Genomic DNA, 18,030 nt, shown 5'->3' with positions numbered 1-18,030 from the left:
CTTCATAGGCTTTACGCTGCGAGTCGTTCATGATGTCGTACACCATGGCATGCACCTGCTTGTGATCGAGCGCTTCGACGTTGATGCGCCGCACGTCGCCATTGACGCGAATCATGGGGGGCAGACCGGAGGAGAGGTGCAGGTCAGACGCCTTGTTCTTGACGCTGAAGGCCAGTAATTGGGTGATGTCCACAAAGTTCCCGATGGTTTGTTACGCTTGCGGTAATTATGACCACGATTCAAAACCAACTCCCGACCCAACTGCAAAGTGTTCGCGCGCGCGTCACGGCCGCTTGCCAGGCCGCTGGCCGTGCTGCCAGCGAGGTCACACTGCTGGCCGTCTCCAAAACCGTTGCTCCCGAGGTCGTGACACAAGCCTATGCCGCCGGCCAGTCCGCATTTGGCGAGAACTACATTCAGGAGGCGGTAGAAAAAATCAGTCACTTGCGCCATTTGCCGCTTGAGTGGCACTGCATCGGTCCGATCCAGAGCAACAAGACAAGGCTGGTGGCCGAGCACTTTGATTGGGTGCAGACGCTGGATCGGCTCAAGATCGCACAACGTCTGAGCGAGCAGCGCCCGGCCGGTCGGCCACCGCTGCAGGTTTGTATTCAGGTCAACGTGGATGGTGGCGCCAGCAAGTCGGGTGTATCGCCGAGCGAGGCGTTGGCGCTCGCCCGCAGCGTGGCCGCCTTGCCCGGGCTGCGCCTGCGCGGCATCATGAGCATTCCCGAACCGGCTCCTGATTTTGTAGCTGCTTGCGCCCTGTTTGCGCGGGTCAAGGCGGTATTTGATGCTTTAAATGCCGAAGGTCTGGCCCTTGACACGCTGTCCATGGGCATGAGTGCCGACATGGAGGCGGCGATCCAGTCCGGCAGCACGATGGTGCGTGTCGGCACCGCCATTTTTGGCGGGCGACCCCCCATCAAGTCCGGGATCGCCCACTGAAGCCTGCGCCTGGCTGGGCTTGGTTGGCTACAGCCCGGCGCTCGCCCGCAGTGCCTGTGGCATTGTGCCTGCGGCGCAAAGCGCAGGATTCGCTGACGCGAATGCGTGGCTCATAGCCCCGCCGCTGCCCGCAGCGCCTGCGCTTTGTCGGTGCGCTCCCAGGTGAACTCGGGCTCTTCACGACCAAAGTGGCCGTAGGCGGCGGTCTTTTCATAGATCGGGCGCAGCAGGTCGAGCATCTGGATGATGCCTTTGGGGCGCAGGTCAAAAAGCTCGTGCACCAGTTCTGCGATCTTGTCGTCCGGGATCACGCCGGTGCCTTCGGTGTACACCGTCACGTTCATCGGTTTGGCCACGCCAATGGCGTAGGCGACCTGAATCTGGCACTGGCGCGCCAAGCCGGCCGCCACAATGTTTTTGGCCACATAGCGGGCGGCGTAGGCGGCCGAGCGATCCACTTTGCTCGGGTCTTTGCCGCTGAAGGCGCCGCCACCGTGCGGGCAGGCGCCGCCGTAGGTGTCCACAATGATCTTGCGCCCGGTCAGGCCGCAGTCGCCTTGCGGGCCACCAACCACGAAGCGGCCGGTCGGGTTGATCAGGTACTTGGTGTCGGCCGTCAGCCATTCTTTGGGCAACACGGGTTTGATGATGTCTTCAATCACCGCCTCAATGAAAGCAGGCTTCATGTGCAGGCCGTCGCTCATCTCCGGGCTGTGCTGGCTCGACAGCACCACGGTGTCGATTGAGTGCGGCTTGCCGTCCACGTAGCGCATGGTGATCTGGCTCTTGGCGTCGGGGCGCAGAAACGGCAGCCGGCCGTCCTTGCGCAGTTGCGCCTGGCGCTCCACCAGCCGGTGGGCGTAGTAGATCGGCGCGGGCATGAGTTCGGGCGTCTCGTTGCAGGCGTAGCCGAACATCAGGCCCTGGTCGCCGGCGCCGGTGTTCAGGTGGTCGTCTGAGGCATGGTCCACGCCCTGGGCGATGTCGTTGCTCTGCTTGTCATAGGCCACCAGCACGGCGCAGCCTTTGTAGTCGATGCCGTACTCGGTGTTGTCGTAGCCGATGCGCTTGAGCGTGTCGCGCGCCACCTGGATGTAGTCCACATGCGCGTTGGTGGTGATTTCACCGGCCAGCACCACCAGCCCGGTGTTGCACAGGGTTTCGGCGGCGACGCGGGACTTGGGGTCTTGCTTGAAGATCGCGTCGAGGATAGCGTCAGAAATCTGATCCGCCACCTTGTCGGGGTGACCTTCTGATACGGACTCGGAGGTAAAGAGAAAATCGTTCGCCATGGTTGAAAGCTCCAATTGAAAAGTAAAACAACAAGTTCGCGTTGCTTGGGCTTTTCGGGCTTTCGGCGAACGCTTTAGCAGATTTGTCAAATGATTGACAAGGCACAATGGCGGCTCTTGGCAAACCGCCCTTGTGTGTCGCCCTGCAAGTAGTTCTGTAACTCAGCGACGGGCATAGTTTATCCGACCCATGATCACCCTCTTCAAAATCCTGTCCACCCTGCCTTTGTGGCTATTACATGCCGTGGGCTGGGGCCTGGGCTGGCTGGTGTTCGCGGTCTCCGGGGTCTATCGCCAGCGTTTTGTGGCGAACGCGCGCCAGGCTGGCCTGGGTTGGCGGCAATGGCGGGGTTCTGTGGGCGAGAGCGGCAAGCTGGTGGCCGAGTTGCCGCGCCTGTGGTTGGGCCGGCCCGTGCCGGTGCAATGGATTGGTGCGCAGCATGTGGAGGAAGCGCTGGCGCTTGGGCGCGGCGTGCTTTTTTTGACGCCGCATCTGGGCTGCTTTGAGATCACGGCCCAAGCCTATGCGCAGCGCTACGGTCAGACACAGCAGCCGATGACGGTGCTGTTTCGCCCGTCGCGCCAACCTTGGCTGCGCGAGGTGATGAGCACGGCGCGGGCGCGCCCCGGCCTGCACACGGCGCCGACGACGCTGGCCGGTGTCAAGCAGATGATCAAGGCGTTGAAGAAAGGCCAGTCGCTGGGCCTGCTGCCGGACCAGGTGCCGCCGCTGGGCATGGGCGTCTGGGCGCCATTTTTTGGCCGCGAGGCTTACACCATGACCCTGTCGGTGCGGCTGGCGCAGCAAACCGGGGCCACGGTGCTGATGGCCTGGGGCGAGCGTTTGTCCTGGGGGCGGGGCTACCGGGTGCATGTGCAGCCCTTGCCCGCCGCCCTGCCCGCGGACGGGGCGCAGGCGGTGCGGATCATCAATGCGGCGCTGGAGACACTGATTCGCGACTGCCCGCAGCAATACCTGTGGGGCTACGCGCGCTACAAACAGCCGCGCCAGGAAATTTGAAATTTGTAAGAAATGAGGCTGTAGCCCCCGTCGTATAAGCGTAGATAGCTATCAATACGATAGCTTCTTTGGAATGGCGGTCACGCCAGCCGGTAAGTTTCCAGGTGGATGCTGGTCTCGGTGCTGCTGATGCCGCGAATCAGCCGGATGCGTTCCAGCACATGCGACAGCTCGGCCAGATTGGCAGCCCGCAGTTCAGCCAGCAAGTCCCAACGGCCGTTGGTGTCGTGCAGGCAGGCCACCCCTGGCTCACCGAGCAGGCTGGCAATCACGGCGCGGGTTTCATTGCCGGCGACGGCCACGCTCATCCAGGCGCTGATCTCGGACGGTTGCGCGTCCGGGCGCAGCCGCACCGTGTAACCCACGATGATGCCCGCATCCTCAAGCTTGGTGATCCGGTTGCTGACGGTGCCGCGCGACACCCCCAGTTTGCTGGCCAGGGTGGCCACGCTGGTGCGGGCGTCTTTGCGCAAAAGTGATAACAACTGTTGATCGGTGGCATCCATATTGTCATTATGTCAGTTTGATATACCAAAGTGCCAGTTTTTTGTCTAAAAGGTTGCAAAACTGACGATTTACATTGACAAGCCGTTTGGCGACACTTCTCTGAACCCATCGGAGCCCAACACCATGAAACACCCCACGCTGAGTCAAACCCAGACTCGAACCCAATTTCTCAGCGTCCAGGACGTGGCCACCCTGGTCTCCCAAGTGGGCATCGCCGCCACCTTGACCCGCCTGGCTGACTACATCTTGGATGACTACCGGCGCTGGCAAGACTTTGACAAATGCGCCCGCGTGGCCAACCACTCGCTTGATGGCGTGATTGAACTGATGCCGATTGCCGATGCCAAAACCTATGCCTTCAAATATGTCAATGGTCACCCCAAAAACACACGCCTGGGTCTGCCCACGGTGATGGCGTTTGGTGTGCTGGCCGATGTGGCCACCGGCATCCCCGTGCTGCTCAGCGAACTGACCCTGAGCACGGCGCTGCGCACCGCCGCCATGTCGGCCGTCGCCGCCCGCGCACTGGCCCGACCCAATAGCAAGTGCATGGCACTGATCGGCAACGGAGCGCAAGCTGAGTTTCAGGCACTGGCGTTTCATCACCTGCTGGGCATTGAAGAAATCCGCCTGTTTGATACCGATGCCCTGGCCAGCCGCAAACTGATGCGCAACCTGCAGCACACCGGGCTGCGTCTGAGCGCCTGCACCAGCATTGCGCAGGCCGTGCGCGGCGCCGACATTGTGACCACGGTGACGGCCGACAAGACCAACGCCACCATTCTCACGCCCGAGCTGATGGAGCCGGGCATGCACATCAACGGCGTCGGTGGCGACTGCCCCGGCAAGACCGAGCTGCATCCGGATGTGCTGCGCGGGTCTGCGGTGTTTGTGCAGTACGAGCCGCAAACCCGCATCGAAGGCGATTTGCAGCAGATGCCAGCCGATTTTGCGGTGACCGAACTCTGGCGGGTGCTGCGCGGCGAGGCGCCGGGGCGTACTTCTGACGGACAAATCACGCTATTCGACTCGGTCGGCTTTGCGCTGGAAGACTACTCGGCCCTGCGCTACCTGCGTGACACGGCCTTTGAGTTGGGCCTGGGGCAACGGCTGTTATTGCTGCCCGAGCTGGCCAACCCGAAAGACCTGTTCAGCCTGATTCGCCCCGCTTCACGCGGCCAGGCGGATGCGTCGCGTCGGGATGCCGAACCCGCGTTAGCATCGGCCGCATGAACACCAGCACACTTTCCCCCGACACCCCCCTCGCCCCAGGCGGCATCAGCCTGATTGGCGTCCCCACCGACATTGGAGCCGGTATGCTCGGTGCCCGCATGGGGCCGGAGGCACTGCGCGTGGCGGGCCTGGCGCAGGCCCTGGCGCAGCTGGGTCTGGATGTCAAAGACTGCGGCAACCTCCATGGCCCGGCCAACCCGTGGCTGGAGGCCGTCAACGGCTTTCGCCATCTGCCGGAAGTGGTGCAATGGAACCAGTTGCTGCATGACACCCTGTACGCGGAACTCCAGGCCGGGCGGCTACCCATCATGCTGGGCGGCGACCACTGCCTGGCCATCGGCTCCATCAGCGCGGTGGCACGGCACTGCCGCGACCAGGGCAAAAAACTGCGCGTTTTATGGTTTGACGCGCATGCCGATTTCAACACCGCCACCTTGACGCCCAGCGGCAACATCCACGGCATGCCGGTGGCCTGCCTGTGCGGCCACGGCCCGCAGGAATTGATCCAGATCGGGGGTCATGTGCCGGCGCTGCAGCCCAAGCAGATTCGCCAGATTGGCATTCGCAGCGTCGATGCCGGTGAAAAGCGCCTGGTGCACGATATGGGCATTGAAGTGTTCGACATGCGCTACATCGATGAAATGGGCGTGCGCCATGCCATGGAACTGGCGTTGGCGCTGGTGGATGCCAACACCCATTTGCACGTCAGCCTGGATGTTGATTTTCTCGACCCGGCGATTGCCCCCGGTGTGGGCACCACGGTGCGCGGCGGCCCGACCTACCGCGAGGCGCAACTGTGCATGGAGATGATCGCCGACACCGGCCGACTGGCCTCGCTCGACGTGGTCGAACTCAACCCGGCGCTCGATGTAGGCAACCAGACCGCCGAGCTGGCGGTGGACCTGATCGAAAGCCTGTTTGGCAAAAGCACTCTGATGCGTACACCCGCGGCAAAGCGTTAGCCTCCCGGCAGCGCCAGCCTCAAGAATTTATACAATTCAGGCATCTAGCCAGCATGCCACCTTGATAGTTAGCTACTAATTAGATAGCATACTGAGTGGACTCCGAGCTTAGCAATGAGACCCTCGTGTTAGCGAAGACCCACTGCGGGTCAGTGCCGCCGGGGCATACCCAGCAGGGCGCGGGCCTCATCCGGCGTCGCCACCGGGCGATCCAGCTCGCGGCTGATACGGGCGATGCGGGCCACCAACTGGGCGTTGCTGCTGGCCAGCTCGCCCTTGCGGTAATACACATTGTCCTCAAAGCCGACGCGCACATGGCCGCCCAGCACAATCGCCATCACGCCCAGCGGCAGTTGCGCCGCACCGATGCCCGCCACGGTCCAGCTGGCGCCCTCGGGTAATTGCGCCTTGAGGTACATCAGTGCCTCGGGCGTGCCGGCCATGCCGCCCGGTATGCCCAGCACAAAGTCAAAGTGCAGCGGGCCGGTCAGCACGCCTTTTTTGAGCCAGCGATGGGCGGTGCCGAGCATGCCGGTGTCAAATATTTCGAGTTCCGGCTTGACGCCGTGTTCCTGCATCGCCTGCAGAAACACCGCCATGTCAGCGGGGTGGTTCATGAACACATCGTCGCCGAAGTTGACCGACCCCATGGACAGGGTGGCCATTTCGGGTGCCAGCGTCACCGGCGCCAGACGTTCTTGGGGCGTCATGCCGACCGCACCACCGGTCGAGACCTGCACGATCACGTCGCAGCGTTTGCGGATGGCCGCGATGATCTGGCGGTAAGTCTCCTTGTCCTGGGTCGGGCTGCCGTCGGCGTTGCGGGCATGCACGTGAACCATCGCCGCACCGGCTTCATAACATTCCTCGGCGGCGCGTCCAATCTCTTCGGGCGTGATCGGCAGCGCAGCTTGCTGCTCGCGGGTGACTTCGGCGCCGGTCAAGGCGGCGGTGATGATGAGTTTGTCCATGTTCAGCAGCGAACAGGTGGGCGCGCAATGCGCTGGCACTGCAGAGGCACGACGCAGGTGCCGGATGCCTTGCAGACCACAAGGGGCTCGGCCAGCACATCCGCCGCCGAAGGCTGGCCCGCCATCCCGGCAGACGCAATCACCTTGCGCGCTTCAAACACCATCTTGCGCGAGGTCTTGCCCATGGCCACGATACGGCCGCTCGCCTCGATGTAGTCCCCGGCGTGGACCGGCGCCAGGAACTGGACGTCGTCATAAGCCACAAACAGGCCTTCGTCACCATCACTGCGGATCAGCAGCTCGGTGGCCACGTCGCCAAACAGGTGCAGCATCCTGGCACCATCCACCAGACCGCCGGCGTAGTGGGCATCGTGCGCGCTGATGCGCAGTCGGATCAGGCTGGTGTAGTTTTCCATTTTGTTTCCTGTTCAGTTGAGGACAGAGCTGGCCTTCGTGATCGGTTGAGGACAGAGCTGGCCGCTTCGCGGCTGCGGTCTGTCCCGCAAAAAATCAGGAGGCGGTCTGTCCCGCAAGTTAATTACTCAGGCGGCCTTTCTGTGAATCCATTCGTGGATGGCAAAGGATGCCACGTCTTCGGCGTAACTCTTGCTGCCAAAGCCCGCGTCGTAGCCCAGCTCCTTGGCCAGTTCATGGCTGATGCGCGGTCCGCCCACCACCAGTATCACCTTGTCACGCAGGCCTTCTGCCTCCAGCAGATCCGACAGCTTGGTCAGGTTGTCGAGATGAATGTTCTTTTGCGTCACCACTTGCGACACCAGAATGACATCGGCTTTTTCTTCAATGGCTCTGGCCACCAGCACCTCGGAGTCGACCTGGGCCCCCAGGTTGATGGCGCGGATCTCGTGGTAACTCTCCAGCCCCTTATGCCCGTTGAAGCCCTTCATGTTCATGATGGCGTCAATGCCCACGGTGTGGGCATCGGTCTCGATCGTGGCACCGACCACCACCATGCGGCGACCCATTTTCTCGGCGATTAGCGCGTTGATGGCTTCTTTGTCCATCACCTCGTAGTCAGGCTTGACGACCTGAAAACTCGACAAATCCACCTGATGCCTGCACTGCCCATAGAGCACGTAAAAACTGAAACCCTGGCCCATGTCTTCGCAGTGCACCACGGCGGGATCCATCAGCCCCATCATGGCCGCCAGACGCTTGGCGCCTTCCTTGCTGGTCTCATCCAGTGCCACCGGCAAGGTGAAAGACAGTTGGACGCGGCCGTCGCCCAGCGTGTCACCGTAGGGTTTAACCCATTGTTCTGGCCGTTTCGAGTCAAGCATATTGGGCCTCCTGAGCAGCGGAAGCCAGAGCGTCACGGCGCTGCGGCACAGTCTCAGGCAACATCAGGTGCGGGAACGGGTTGTAGTAGTTGCCGGCCTTCTGGATCACGCCATCGAGCCCTTTGCCGCCCGTGGGCGTGCGCGAAATCTCGGCAAACATGCCTTTGCCGATCGCTCCGGCCAAGCCCATGGCCTCAATCTGCGCCAGCATGGCTTCGGCCTCTGCCAGCACCGCCTGGGCTCGCTGCTCAATCTTGCCGCCGCGCTTGAATTCAATCTCGGCGTGCAGGTCTTTCATGGTGCCAAACACGTACTTGGCGTTCTGGATCGCCAGGAAGCGATCCTGGATAAACGGCGTGTGGATGGCCTCGGTCATCATGCCAGTCAAGTGGATGTTTTGCTGTGTCAACACGCTCACCATGTTGAACAAGGCGTCCTGCACATGGCCTTTGAAAATGTTGCCCGTCATGTACTTCGTGGGCGGCATGTACTTGAGCGTGGCATCCGGAAACACCTGGCGCACTAGCTGCGCGTGGGCCAGTTCCCACAAGAAGCCGTTTTCCAGCTCAGGATGAATCTCAAACGCATGGCCCAGGCCCATTTGCTTGGGGCTAAGGCCCGACAGGATGGCAAACTGTTCGTTGATCAGCTGCGAGGCCAGTACGGTATGCGCGGCATCGAAAGCGTCGGCGGTAGTGAGGTAGTTGTCTTCACCGGTGTTGATGATGATGCCGGCGTAGGCATTGACCATGCGCGAGAAGAACTGGTCAATGAAGGTGCGCTGCATGTTGATGTCGCGAAAGATGATGCCGTACATCGAGTCGTTGAGCATCATGTCGAGCCGCTCCACGGCACCCATGGCGGCAATCTCTGGCATGCACAGGCCCGAGCAGTAGTTGGTCAGGCGGATGTAGCGGCCCACCTTTTGGCCCACTTCATCCAGCGCGGCGCGCATCAGTCGGAAGTTTTCCTGCGTGGCGTAGGTGCCACCAAAACCTTCGGTGGTGGCGCCAAAGGGCACATAGTCGAGCAGGCTCTGGCCGGTGGAGCGGATCACGGCAATGATGTCGGCGCCCTGCTCGGCCGCGGCGCGGGCTTGCACCACGTCTTCATGAATATTGCCGGTGGCCACAATCAGGTACAGCCAGGGGGTTTTGCCTTCCCCCAGGGTTTTGATCTGATCATTGCGGTGCGCGCGTTGCCCGGCAATGTGTTGGCACACCGTGGCGGCGCACGCGTCAGCGGCGTGGCGCGCGGCTGCCTCGTTCTTGGGGTAGCTCAGTGTGAGGGTGCCACAGGACACCGCCTGGGCCACTCGCTGGGCACTCCAACCCGTTTCCTGCATGGCGCCCGCCAGAATAATGGCGGCACCGTGCTGCAGCAAATTTTGCGCCTGCAAATGGCTGACCACGCGGTTGGGCAGGGGGATGTCGTTTTCGTCCACGCCATCGACGCCGAGCAGGCGCAGCGTGGCGCGCTCCACGGTCGTTGTGGTGAACGGGGCCATCTCGTCGAACACCTGGCGCGCAATGCGTTTGGCCGAGTCGCGCGCGCGGTCAATCTGCGCCTGATCCAAATGCAATTGGGTCATGTCATCTCCTGTAATTGGTTTTCTACTTGCTGTTCCAGCATCACATCACTGACGCTGTAGTCGCCAAATGCCTGGCGTGCGGCCAGCAGAAACTCGTGCGCGATAAAACTGCCGCCCAGAGGTGAAAACGGATTCAAGGTGATGCCGATCAGGTGAATGCCCCGGTAAGCGAGCAGGCGGGCGCCGAGCTGGTGCAAGGCCACCAGGTCCGCGGCCTCGACAAACAATTTGGTGCCGTCGTTCACCACCACGCTCAAGCCGGGCTTGCTGCTCGCCAGGGTCAGCAAAGCGCGCCACAGGGAGCGTCCCACCGCGCCACTAACTGCTATTGTTTTGATATCTGCTTGCGCATACTGCATCAGGGCTGGAGCCCCGTTGAGTGTAGGAATATCGGCCAAAAACAGGGGCTTGCCGTGACTGTCCCACACCCCCACGCCACCGGTTGCGAATACCGGATCGCACAGTTGGCGAACGGCGGCATCCGCCTGGGCAATGCCCAGAATGGCCAGGCGGTCGCGTGTTTTGCGCATCACATCCGCCATACCACCGCCGATGGCAGCGCCGGTGGCCAGAATGACGGCGTCGGCAATGGCGGGCGAGGCATGGTGGCTGCGCCCGAGCGCCCCGTCCAACAGCACCAGCGCGGCGCCGCATTGTTTGAGACGGCTGATGATCTTGCGCTGGTCCGCACCGCGCGAGGCACCGGCGATCTCCATCTCACCGTAGTCGAGCACCTTGACGACAACAATCTCGCCCATCGGGCTGTCGATCCCGCTGGCGTCAATGCGCTGGCAGCGGACTTTGGCGCGCTGCAACGTGTCGCGTGCCGTGGCCACCAGCGTGCCCGGCCAGACCAGAACCGGTGGCTTGGGGACAAAAAAGACCTGATCGCGGTCTTCGCCGTCGCGACCGATCGAGGTCACGCCAACGCTGATCCGGCTGGTCGCCGCCTGGGCCAGAAGATGATTCAGCGCCACGGTTTTACCCGTGTTCTTGGTCATGCCCATGACGGCCAGGGTGGTGGAGCCACTGGCCTGGACACGTTGCCACAGCGCGCTTTGAAATGCTGTCATGTTCAGGTTTGTCTGCCGGTCTTCAGACGTAGAGTTGTTCGAACAGCTTGCGCAACCTGGCGCTCTCACGCAGCAAACCCAGCGCGAACTCCGCATGCCCCGTGGCATAACCGTTGCCGACGATCATCTCCACATCCTTGCCCACGCCCTCGGCGCCCAGTGCGGCTGCGGTGAAGCTGGTCGCCATGGAGAAGAAATAGATCTTTCCGTGTTGGCGCGTGGCCAGAATGCTGCCCATTTCAGTATTGGGGATGTTCACGCAATTGATCACCACGTCGGCCATTTTCCCATCGGTGACCTTGGCGACTGCCTCCATCAGCGCCAAGGCGTTGGTGGCATCGACCTGCAAGGCGTGGTCAGCCCAGCCCAGGTCTTTCATGCGCTGGCAGTCTTTCTCAAACGGTGACACGCCGATCACGCAGCCCTCTGCACCAGCGCGCTTGTTCGCCTCGTACATACACAGGGTGCCGGACTTGCCGCCACCGCCGATGACCACCACCGTGTCACCCGGCTGCACCAACCTGGCCGTTTGAGCGGGTGCGCCCGCCACATCCAGAATCGCCAACGCCAGCTTCTCGTCAATGTCATCCGGCAATTTGGCGTACAAGCCGGTCTCGAACAAAATGGCCTGGCCTTTGATCTCGATCTGATCCTGCTGCAGATGAATTTTCTTGATGGCATCAATGCGCAGCGGCGTCAGCGAGAGCGAGACCAGCGTGGCAATCTTGTCGCCCACTTTGAGATCGCATTTGCCCACCAACGCCGGGCCGATCTGCGCCACGGTACCGATCAGCATGCCGCCCGAGCCGGTGACCGGGTTGTGCTGCTTGCCGCGCTGTGCCACGATGCCCCGCACGATGTCAGCCACTTTGGCCTCGTCGCCATGGGCTTCTTTTTTAATCTGCGTAAAGCTGGCGGAATCGATGTTGAGGGCTGACACGTCGATCAGAATCTCGTTGTCATAGATCTCCATCGAGTTGTCGATTTTCCATGCGCCTTGCGGCAGCACGCCCAGCGGTTCCAGCACACGATGGGTGCCGTAGGGGGATCCGTGTTTCATATTCATTCCAGTTGGGGTCAGAGCATATTCGCTTCGCGAAGTGGTCTGACCCACAAGCTCTTTAAGTTAATTGGTGCGGCTTGGCAGATGGAAGTCCTGGCCCAGACCGGGCATCTCGATCGTCATGCCCTTGTAGTTTCGGCACTTGACGGTGGTGCCGCTGCCGTCCGGCAGTTCTTCTTCGCGCACGTAGCTGGGGGTGATCGGCAGCTTGCCCAGGCCGCCCAGGCCGTCAACCACAAAGGTCGGAATCGCCGGGCCGCTGATCCAGCCGCGCAGGCCTTCATAGAGTTCGAGCATGCGCCGGTGCGGCACGATGAAATGGTGCGCGCCTTCGACCATATCGGTCGAATAGACGTAGTAGGGGCGCACGCCCATCTCGATGGTCTGCATGAACAGTTCACGCATCACAGCCACATCGTCGTTGACGCCTTTCAGGCACACGGTCTGCAGCCCCATCATGATGCCGGCCTTCTGGATCATCTTGACGCGCTCGCGCAGCAAGGGGGTGATTTCTTTCGGGTGATTGATGTGGATGTTGACCATTTGCACGCGGTGCTTTTCCAGCACGGCGCACAGCTCCGGTGTCACCCGTGTCGGCATTTGCACCACCATGCGCGAGCCGATGCGCAGGAAGCGCACGTGCGGGGCACGACGGCGCAGTTGACCCAGAATATGGTCGAGTCGCTCGTCGGTGAAAGTGAAGGGATCGCCGCCCGAGAGCAACACGTCCTCAATGTCCTGATTGCCGGCAATGTAGTCGATCGACGCCTCGATCTCGTCCTTGGCAACTGAGCCATCGGGCTGCGAAACCATGCGTTTGCGGGTGCAAAAGCGGCACAGCGTGGCGCAGGTGTTGCTGACCAGAAACAGCACGCGACGCGGGTAGCGGTGGACCACGCTGGTGCCGGGAACCGTGTCACCTTCCTCGCCCAGCTGGTCGAGTGAGGTGGCAAACCCGGGTTTGGTTTCCTCAAAGTGCGAGGGCAGGTACTGCAAGCGAATCGGACAGTTTGGATCGTCGCGATCCATCAGTTTGGCCATGTAAGGCGTGATGGCAATGGCAAACTTTTTGTAAACCGTCTCGTTGACGTTCTCAATGTTGTTCAGAACGCCCGTCAGTTCTGCATGGTGCGTGTAGCGGCGGGCAAACTGCTTTTGCCAGGATTCGGATTGCGGATCGTAGGCGTCCAGGGCCTCACGGCTCAGCAGTTTTTTGGCCGGATTGAAGTCAACTCTTTGCAGCATGTGATGCTCCTGATCGGTGGCAAGTGCCCAAGTAACCCCTGCGATGACTTGGTGGCTACGGACAAGTCTAGGAACAAGTGCTGCCAATCAAAATAAGCAGATTGCCTGAAAACGGGGCGCAATTTCAGTCAAAATGATGGCCTTTCATCCATATTGATTGATTGACACATGGCCACCCCCCTGGATCCCCTGGATCGCCAACTGCTTGATCTGCTCAAGGTCAATGCCCGCCTGCCGATGGTCAAGCTGGCCAAAGCGCTGGGCTGCGCCCGCAGCACGGCGCAACTGCGGCTCAAAGCACTGGAAGACAAGGGCGTGATCACCGGCTACACCGTCGGCGTGACCGCCAACCGGTCGGCGCCCGGCATCCATGCCATGGTGCTGATTTCGATCGAATCCAAAAACGAGCCCGAGGTGGTGCGCGCGCTCTCCAAACGGCACGAAATTACCAAGCTCTACTCGGTCAGTGGCCGTTACGACCTGTGCGCCCTGCTGTCCACCGAATCGACGCACGAACTCGATGCGGTGATTGACAAGATGCGGGTCATCAAAGGCGTGATCGAAACCTTCTCAACCATCCTGCTGGCCACAAAGCTCGACCGGCCCGACTGATGAAACCGTTCGCCCTGAGCCTGTCGAAGGGGTGGTTCGACAAGCTCACCACGAACGGTATTTCACGTTAAGCCGCCGCCGGCGCCGGGCGGCCAAACAGATAGCCCTGAAAATGGGTGCAGCCCAGGTTCACCAGTGCCTCGCGTTGCTCGGCTGTCTCGACCCCTTCCGCAATAACCTGCAGGTTCATGGCAACACCCAAGGTAACAATGGTTTTGACAATGTTGGCATCCTGCGGATCGTGGAGCAAGTCGCGCACAAACGAGCGATCAATCTTGAGCTGGTCCAGCGGCAGGCGTTTGAGCATGCTCAGCGAGGAGTAGCCGGTACCAAAATCGTCGAGCGAGAAGCGCACACCCAGCGCCCTCAGCGCGCTCATGCGCGCAATCACGCCCTCCACATCGTCGACCAGCAGGCTTTCGGTCAGCTCCAGCTCCAGACGCTGCGGGTTGGCGCCGGTATCGCGCAGCGCCTGCTCGACCGTCTGCACAAAGTCACTCTGGCGAAACTGGCGCGCACTGACGTTGACCGCCATACGCCAATGCGCCTGCTCAGGGCTGGCCGCCCACGCCACCAGTTGTCGGCAGGCCGTGCTCAAGATCCAGCGCCCCAGCGGCAGGATCAGGCCGGTCGACTCGGCAATCGGGATGAACTCCAGCGGCGGCACCAGTCCGCGCTGCGGATGCTGCCAGCGCACCAGGGCTTCGACCCCGAACTGCTGGCCGTCGATGTTCACCTGCGGCTGGTAATACAGCACAAACTCGGATCGCGCCAGCGCCTGGTGCAGATCGGCCTCGATCGCCGTGCGGGCTGTCACCTGGGCCTGCATCGCGGGGTTAAAAAAGCACAAGGCGTTGCGGCCCTCGGCCTTGGCCCGGTACATCGCCAGGTCAGCCTGCTTGAACAACTCGTCGCGGCTGGTTGGCGTGTCGCCAAACATGGCAATGCCGATGCTGACCGTGCTCTGGTAGTGGCGGGTTTCCAGCAAATAGGGTTCAGCAATGTGTTGCAGTATTTTTTGAGCGACGTGCCGGGTTTGCTCCAGCGCCGCGTCCAGATCGGGGCTCAGGTCGCACAGCAGCAGCACAAATTCATCGCTGCCCTGTCGCGCCAGCGTATCTTCGGCGCGCGTGCAGGTGCTCAAGCGCACGGCCATCTGGCGCAACAGCTCGTCACCCATCGCGTGCCCCAGCGTGTCGTTGAGGTCCTTGAAATTGTCAACGTCAATGAACAGCAGAGCGCCGCAATGTTGTTGACGCTCATTGGCTTTCAGGGTTTGCTGCAGACGCTCCATCAAGAAACGGCGATTCGGCAGCAGCGTCAGGGGGTCGTAAAAAGCGAGCTGGTGAATGGCCTCCTCGGAACGCTTGTGTTCGGTAATGTCGGTGGAAATGCCGCACAGGGCGTAGATGCTGCCATCTGGTTGGCGCAGGGGCAATTTGATCGACAGGTAGGTTTGTTCCGGGCTGCCATCGAGGCTGCGGCAGATCTCGTCGGCCTCGACCCGCTCGCCGTTTTCGATCACCCGCTTGTCATTGATGCGTAAGCGCTCGACCGTGGTGGCATCAAAAAACTCACTGTCAGTGCTGCCCACCACTTGCGCCAGGGGCCGGTCAAACAACTCGCATAGTTTGCGGTTGGCGTACTGGTAGCGCAACGCCATGTCTTTGATATAGATGTAGGCATCAACGCTGTTGAGAATGGTGGCAAGCCGGTCTTCGCTAGCGCGCAGATGGCGGGTTTTGTCGGCCACTTGACGGCGTAGCAGCGCGCTGCCGGCCAGCGCCAGCGCCAGCAGCAGCGCCAAAGCACCCAGACTCCACCACAAATAGGCGGGCACAAAAAATTGAGTTGGCGCCTCGATCCAGCGCTTGAGCACCCTGAAATATTCGGAGTCGGCTTGCGACTGCCATTGCGCTAGATGTTGATCGATAGCGACCAACAAATCCGCATTGCGCCCCTTGGCGGTGGCGTAAAAAAGTTGGGCCGGCAGAAACAGGATCGGTGTCGCGTCCAGTTGGTAGCTGGCGGCGCGTCGATCGCCAAAAAAGCGGTTGGTCGCCGCCGCATCGACCTGGTGCGCGGCTGTCAGTTTAAAAGCCTCCTCCAGCGACTGCACGGGCACCAGTTCAGCTTGCACCGCAAAACTGCTCAGCAGATTCTGCAGATACGCCTGCTGCACCGACCCGGCCAGCACCGCCACCCGCTTGCCCTTGAGGTCCAGCATCGAGCTGATCGGGACGCCGCTGTGTTTGTAAAGCTGCGACCAGCTCAAGAGCGAGGGAATCTTGTGAACGTCAAAAATCTGCAAGCGCTGCTCGCTCGAAGCCAGGTCGGGCATCAGGTCGATGTTGCCCGCCTGCAAGGCGTCCAGGCAGGCCGCCCATTCACAGGGCACCGGCTTGAGCGTCCAGCCCTCCAGCCGGGCCATCGCCACCAGCAGGTCGCCCAAGATGCCGCTGGGCTGTCCATCGGCGCTCATGAAAATCTTGGGCTCGTTCTGGTACACGCCCACGCGCACCTCGCGCGCCAGCGCCGGTGTGGGCGCAGCCAGCAAGGCCAGCCAGCAAAGCGCCAGCAAGCTATATGGCACTCGCAGGCGCCAGGCGGCGGGCAGCAAATTGAACAAATGCAAGGGACGCAACGTATTTCAAGGAGACTTGGAAGTCGCCATTGTGACTCAAGCCGGGTCATCAAATCGGGACTCACGGCACTTGCAAAAAAACTGCTCACACTCGCATAATTCCAACTCGTTGGTCAAGAAGGCTTGACGCTTGAAACCGGTTGGTTTTGACAAGGACTGATCATGTTCGCAGGTGACCAAGACATTGAGCGTGCGGTCATGGAGCTGGCAAGCTTCCTGCCCGAACCGCTGCGCCCGCTCGCCCGCGTGGCCTACAACTACCGCTGGTCCTGGACCACCGACGGCGCGGCCATGTTCGAGGCGATTGACCCCGAGCGCTGGGTCCGTTGTGGGCGCAACCCGCGGCGCTTGCTGTCCGAGACGCCACCGTCCATGTTGGCGCGCGCCTGCGCCGATGCGGGCTTTGTCGGCTGGGTCAGCCGGATTGCGGCGGAGCTGGCTCTTGACGCCGCCCGGCCTTGCTGCGAGGACACCATCAAAGCGGCGCACCCGGTCGCGTTTTGCTGCTCCGAGTTTGCCGTGCATGCCTCCCTGCCTATCTATTCGGGCGGACTCGGCGTGCTGGCCGGCGACATTTTGAAGGAAGCCTCCGACCTCGCCTTGCCCATGGTCGGCATCGGCCTGATGTACCGCACCGGCTATTTTCACCAGCGCATCGACGTGACCGGTTACCAACACGAGTACTGGCTCGATGCCGACCCCGAGCGACTGCCCTGCGTCAAAGTCACGGGGACCGATGGCCGCTCGGTCACGGTGGTGGTGCCGATTGATGAGGAAAATGTGACGGCGCAGGTCTGGCGCGTTGACGTCGGGCGGGTGCCGCTCTACCTGCTCGATACCGATCTGCCGGTCAACAGCCAGCGCGGGCGCTGGATCACGTCAAGGCTGTATGAAGGCAACCGCGCGATTCGGCTGGCGCAGTACGCGATGCTCGGCGTCGGTGGGGTGCGGGCCGTGCGCGCGCTGGGCATCGAGCCCGCCGTCTACCACCTCAACGAAGGCCACCCGGCGCTCGGCGTCTTTGAATTGCTGGCCCGGGCGCAAGCGCTGGCGCCCGGGGGTAGCGCACGGGAAGCCGTCTGGCAGCAGGTGCGCGAACAGGTCGTCTTTACCACCCACACTCCGGTCCCGGCGGGCAACGAGACCTACCAGCGCACCGAAGTCCTGACCATGCTGGGGCGCATTGCCGATCTGGTGGGTGAGCGCGAACAGTTCCTGGCGCTGGGTCGCATCGACCCAAGCAACCCGAACCAGCCCATGGGCATGAACGCGCTGGCGTTGCGAGCCAGTCGTCACGCCAATGCGGTGAGCCAGCGGCACGGCCAAGTGGCGCGCGCCATGTGGCAGCCGCTGTTTCCGGGCCGTGCCGTGCAGGAGGTGCCCATCACCCACATCACCAACGGCGTGCATCTGCCCAGCTGGCTGCGCGGCCCCATGCGTGCCTTGCTGGACCGCTATCTGGGCGACGACTGGCTGCGCCGCGCCGACCAGAGCGCCACCTGGGCGCCGGTGCAGGACATCCCCGGCGCCGAGCTGTGGGCGGCGCGCTGCGCGGCGCGCGCCCAGCTGG

Annotated in this window: 16 protein-coding genes and 1 pseudogene; 6 read left to right on the top strand and 11 right to left on the bottom strand. The window is 61.8% G+C overall.

The features are described 5' to 3' along the window. Positions 1-193, bottom strand: a pseudogene (locus WA157_RS11090) (twitching motility protein PilT); the annotation flags it as partial. 35 nt (positions 194-228) lie between these two features. Between WA157_RS11090 and WA157_RS11085 the strand changes: the two are divergent. After that, positions 229-948, top strand: a complete 720-nt coding sequence (locus WA157_RS11085; protein ID WP_422621010.1) for a YggS family pyridoxal phosphate-dependent enzyme — start codon at positions 229-231, stop codon at positions 946-948. Between the two features lie 110 nt (positions 949-1,058). On the opposite strand, the gene metK is transcribed toward WA157_RS11085, so the two are convergent. Then, on the bottom strand, positions 1,059-2,240 hold the full coding sequence (gene metK, locus WA157_RS11080; RefSeq protein WP_422621009.1) for a methionine adenosyltransferase: 1,182 nt from the start codon (positions 2,238-2,240) through the stop codon (positions 1,059-1,061). A 190-nt stretch (positions 2,241-2,430) separates the two neighbouring features. On the opposite strand from metK, the gene WA157_RS11075 reads away from it, so the two are divergent. After that, a complete protein-coding gene (locus WA157_RS11075) occupies positions 2,431-3,261 on the top strand; it encodes a lysophospholipid acyltransferase family protein (RefSeq protein WP_422621008.1) in 831 nt (276 codons plus the stop codon). 80 nt (positions 3,262-3,341) lie between these two features. Here the strand turns inward: WA157_RS11075 and WA157_RS11070 are convergent, their stop codons facing one another. After that, positions 3,342-3,767, bottom strand: a complete 426-nt coding sequence (locus WA157_RS11070; RefSeq protein ID WP_318666202.1) for an Lrp/AsnC family transcriptional regulator — start codon at positions 3,765-3,767, stop codon at positions 3,342-3,344. 124 nt (positions 3,768-3,891) lie between these two features. Between WA157_RS11070 and WA157_RS11065 the strand changes: the two genes are divergently transcribed. Further along, positions 3,892-5,001: an ornithine cyclodeaminase gene (locus WA157_RS11065; RefSeq protein WP_422621007.1), complete on the top strand. Its 1,110-nt coding sequence runs from the start codon at positions 3,892-3,894 to the stop codon at positions 4,999-5,001. Further along, positions 4,998-5,963 carry an arginase gene (rocF, locus tag WA157_RS11060; protein ID WP_422621006.1) on the top strand — a complete coding sequence of 322 codons (966 nt, stop codon included), beginning with the start codon at positions 4,998-5,000 and terminating at the stop codon, positions 5,961-5,963. Before WA157_RS11065 ends, rocF begins: the two co-directional genes overlap by 4 nt. A gap of 149 nt (positions 5,964-6,112) precedes the next feature. Here the strand turns inward: rocF and WA157_RS11055 are convergent, their stop codons facing one another. The 7 genes from WA157_RS11055 to WA157_RS11025 all read right to left on the bottom strand — a co-directional run bounded on the left by WA157_RS11055 (position 6,113) and on the right by WA157_RS11025 (position 13,204). Further along, complete coding sequence (locus WA157_RS11055) at positions 6,113-6,934, bottom strand: 3-keto-5-aminohexanoate cleavage protein (protein ID WP_422621005.1); 822 nt, start codon at positions 6,932-6,934, stop codon at positions 6,113-6,115. Positions 6,935-6,936: 2 nt separating this feature from the next. After that, positions 6,937-7,350 (bottom strand): hotdog domain-containing protein, encoded by a 414-nt coding sequence (locus WA157_RS11050; protein WP_422621004.1) that lies wholly within the window; start codon positions 7,348-7,350, stop codon positions 6,937-6,939. 126 nt (positions 7,351-7,476) lie between these two features. Further along, positions 7,477-8,232 (bottom strand): OAM dimerization domain-containing protein, encoded by a 756-nt coding sequence (locus tag WA157_RS11045; protein ID WP_422621003.1) that lies wholly within the window; start codon positions 8,230-8,232, stop codon positions 7,477-7,479. Beyond that, positions 8,225-9,823, bottom strand: coding sequence for a lysine 5,6-aminomutase subunit alpha (locus WA157_RS11040; protein WP_422621002.1), 1,599 nt, complete (start codon positions 9,821-9,823; stop codon positions 8,225-8,227). The genes WA157_RS11045 and WA157_RS11040 overlap by 8 nt, the downstream gene beginning before the upstream one ends. Further along, positions 9,820-10,896: a hypothetical protein gene (locus WA157_RS11035; RefSeq protein ID WP_422621001.1), complete on the bottom strand. Its 1,077-nt coding sequence runs from the start codon at positions 10,894-10,896 to the stop codon at positions 9,820-9,822. The genes WA157_RS11040 and WA157_RS11035 overlap by 4 nt, the downstream gene beginning before the upstream one ends. 22 nt (positions 10,897-10,918) lie before the next feature. Further along, positions 10,919-11,956: a zinc-binding dehydrogenase gene (locus tag WA157_RS11030; protein ID WP_422621000.1), complete on the bottom strand. Its 1,038-nt coding sequence runs from the start codon at positions 11,954-11,956 to the stop codon at positions 10,919-10,921. Positions 11,957-12,022: 66 nt separating this feature from the next. After that, entirely contained in the window at positions 12,023-13,204 is a 1,182-nt protein-coding gene (locus tag WA157_RS11025) for a KamA family radical SAM protein (protein WP_422620999.1), read from the bottom strand. Between the two features lie 168 nt (positions 13,205-13,372). Here WA157_RS11025 and WA157_RS11020 point away from each other — a divergent pair, with 168 nt between their 5' ends. Continuing rightward, positions 13,373-13,816: an Lrp/AsnC family transcriptional regulator gene (locus tag WA157_RS11020; protein ID WP_422620998.1), complete on the top strand. Its 444-nt coding sequence runs from the start codon at positions 13,373-13,375 to the stop codon at positions 13,814-13,816. Between the two features lie 67 nt (positions 13,817-13,883). Here WA157_RS11020 and WA157_RS11015 read toward each other — a convergent pair whose 3' ends face one another. Further along, positions 13,884-16,409: an EAL domain-containing protein gene (locus WA157_RS11015; protein ID WP_422620997.1), complete on the bottom strand. Its 2,526-nt coding sequence runs from the start codon at positions 16,407-16,409 to the stop codon at positions 13,884-13,886. A gap of 213 nt (positions 16,410-16,622) precedes the next feature. Here WA157_RS11015 and glgP point away from each other — a divergent pair. After that, the coding region (gene glgP, locus WA157_RS11010) for an alpha-glucan family phosphorylase (protein WP_422620996.1) at positions 16,623-18,030 on the top strand (1,408 nt) is incomplete at its 3' end.

It is taken from the genome of Rhodoferax ferrireducens (assembly GCF_049302455.1).
Lineage (GTDB): Bacteria > Pseudomonadota > Gammaproteobacteria > Burkholderiales > Burkholderiaceae_C > Rhodoferax > Rhodoferax ferrireducens_B.
The sequence above is the reverse complement of the archived record's forward strand: the minus strand, read 5'-3'. Positions and strand labels throughout refer to the sequence as shown.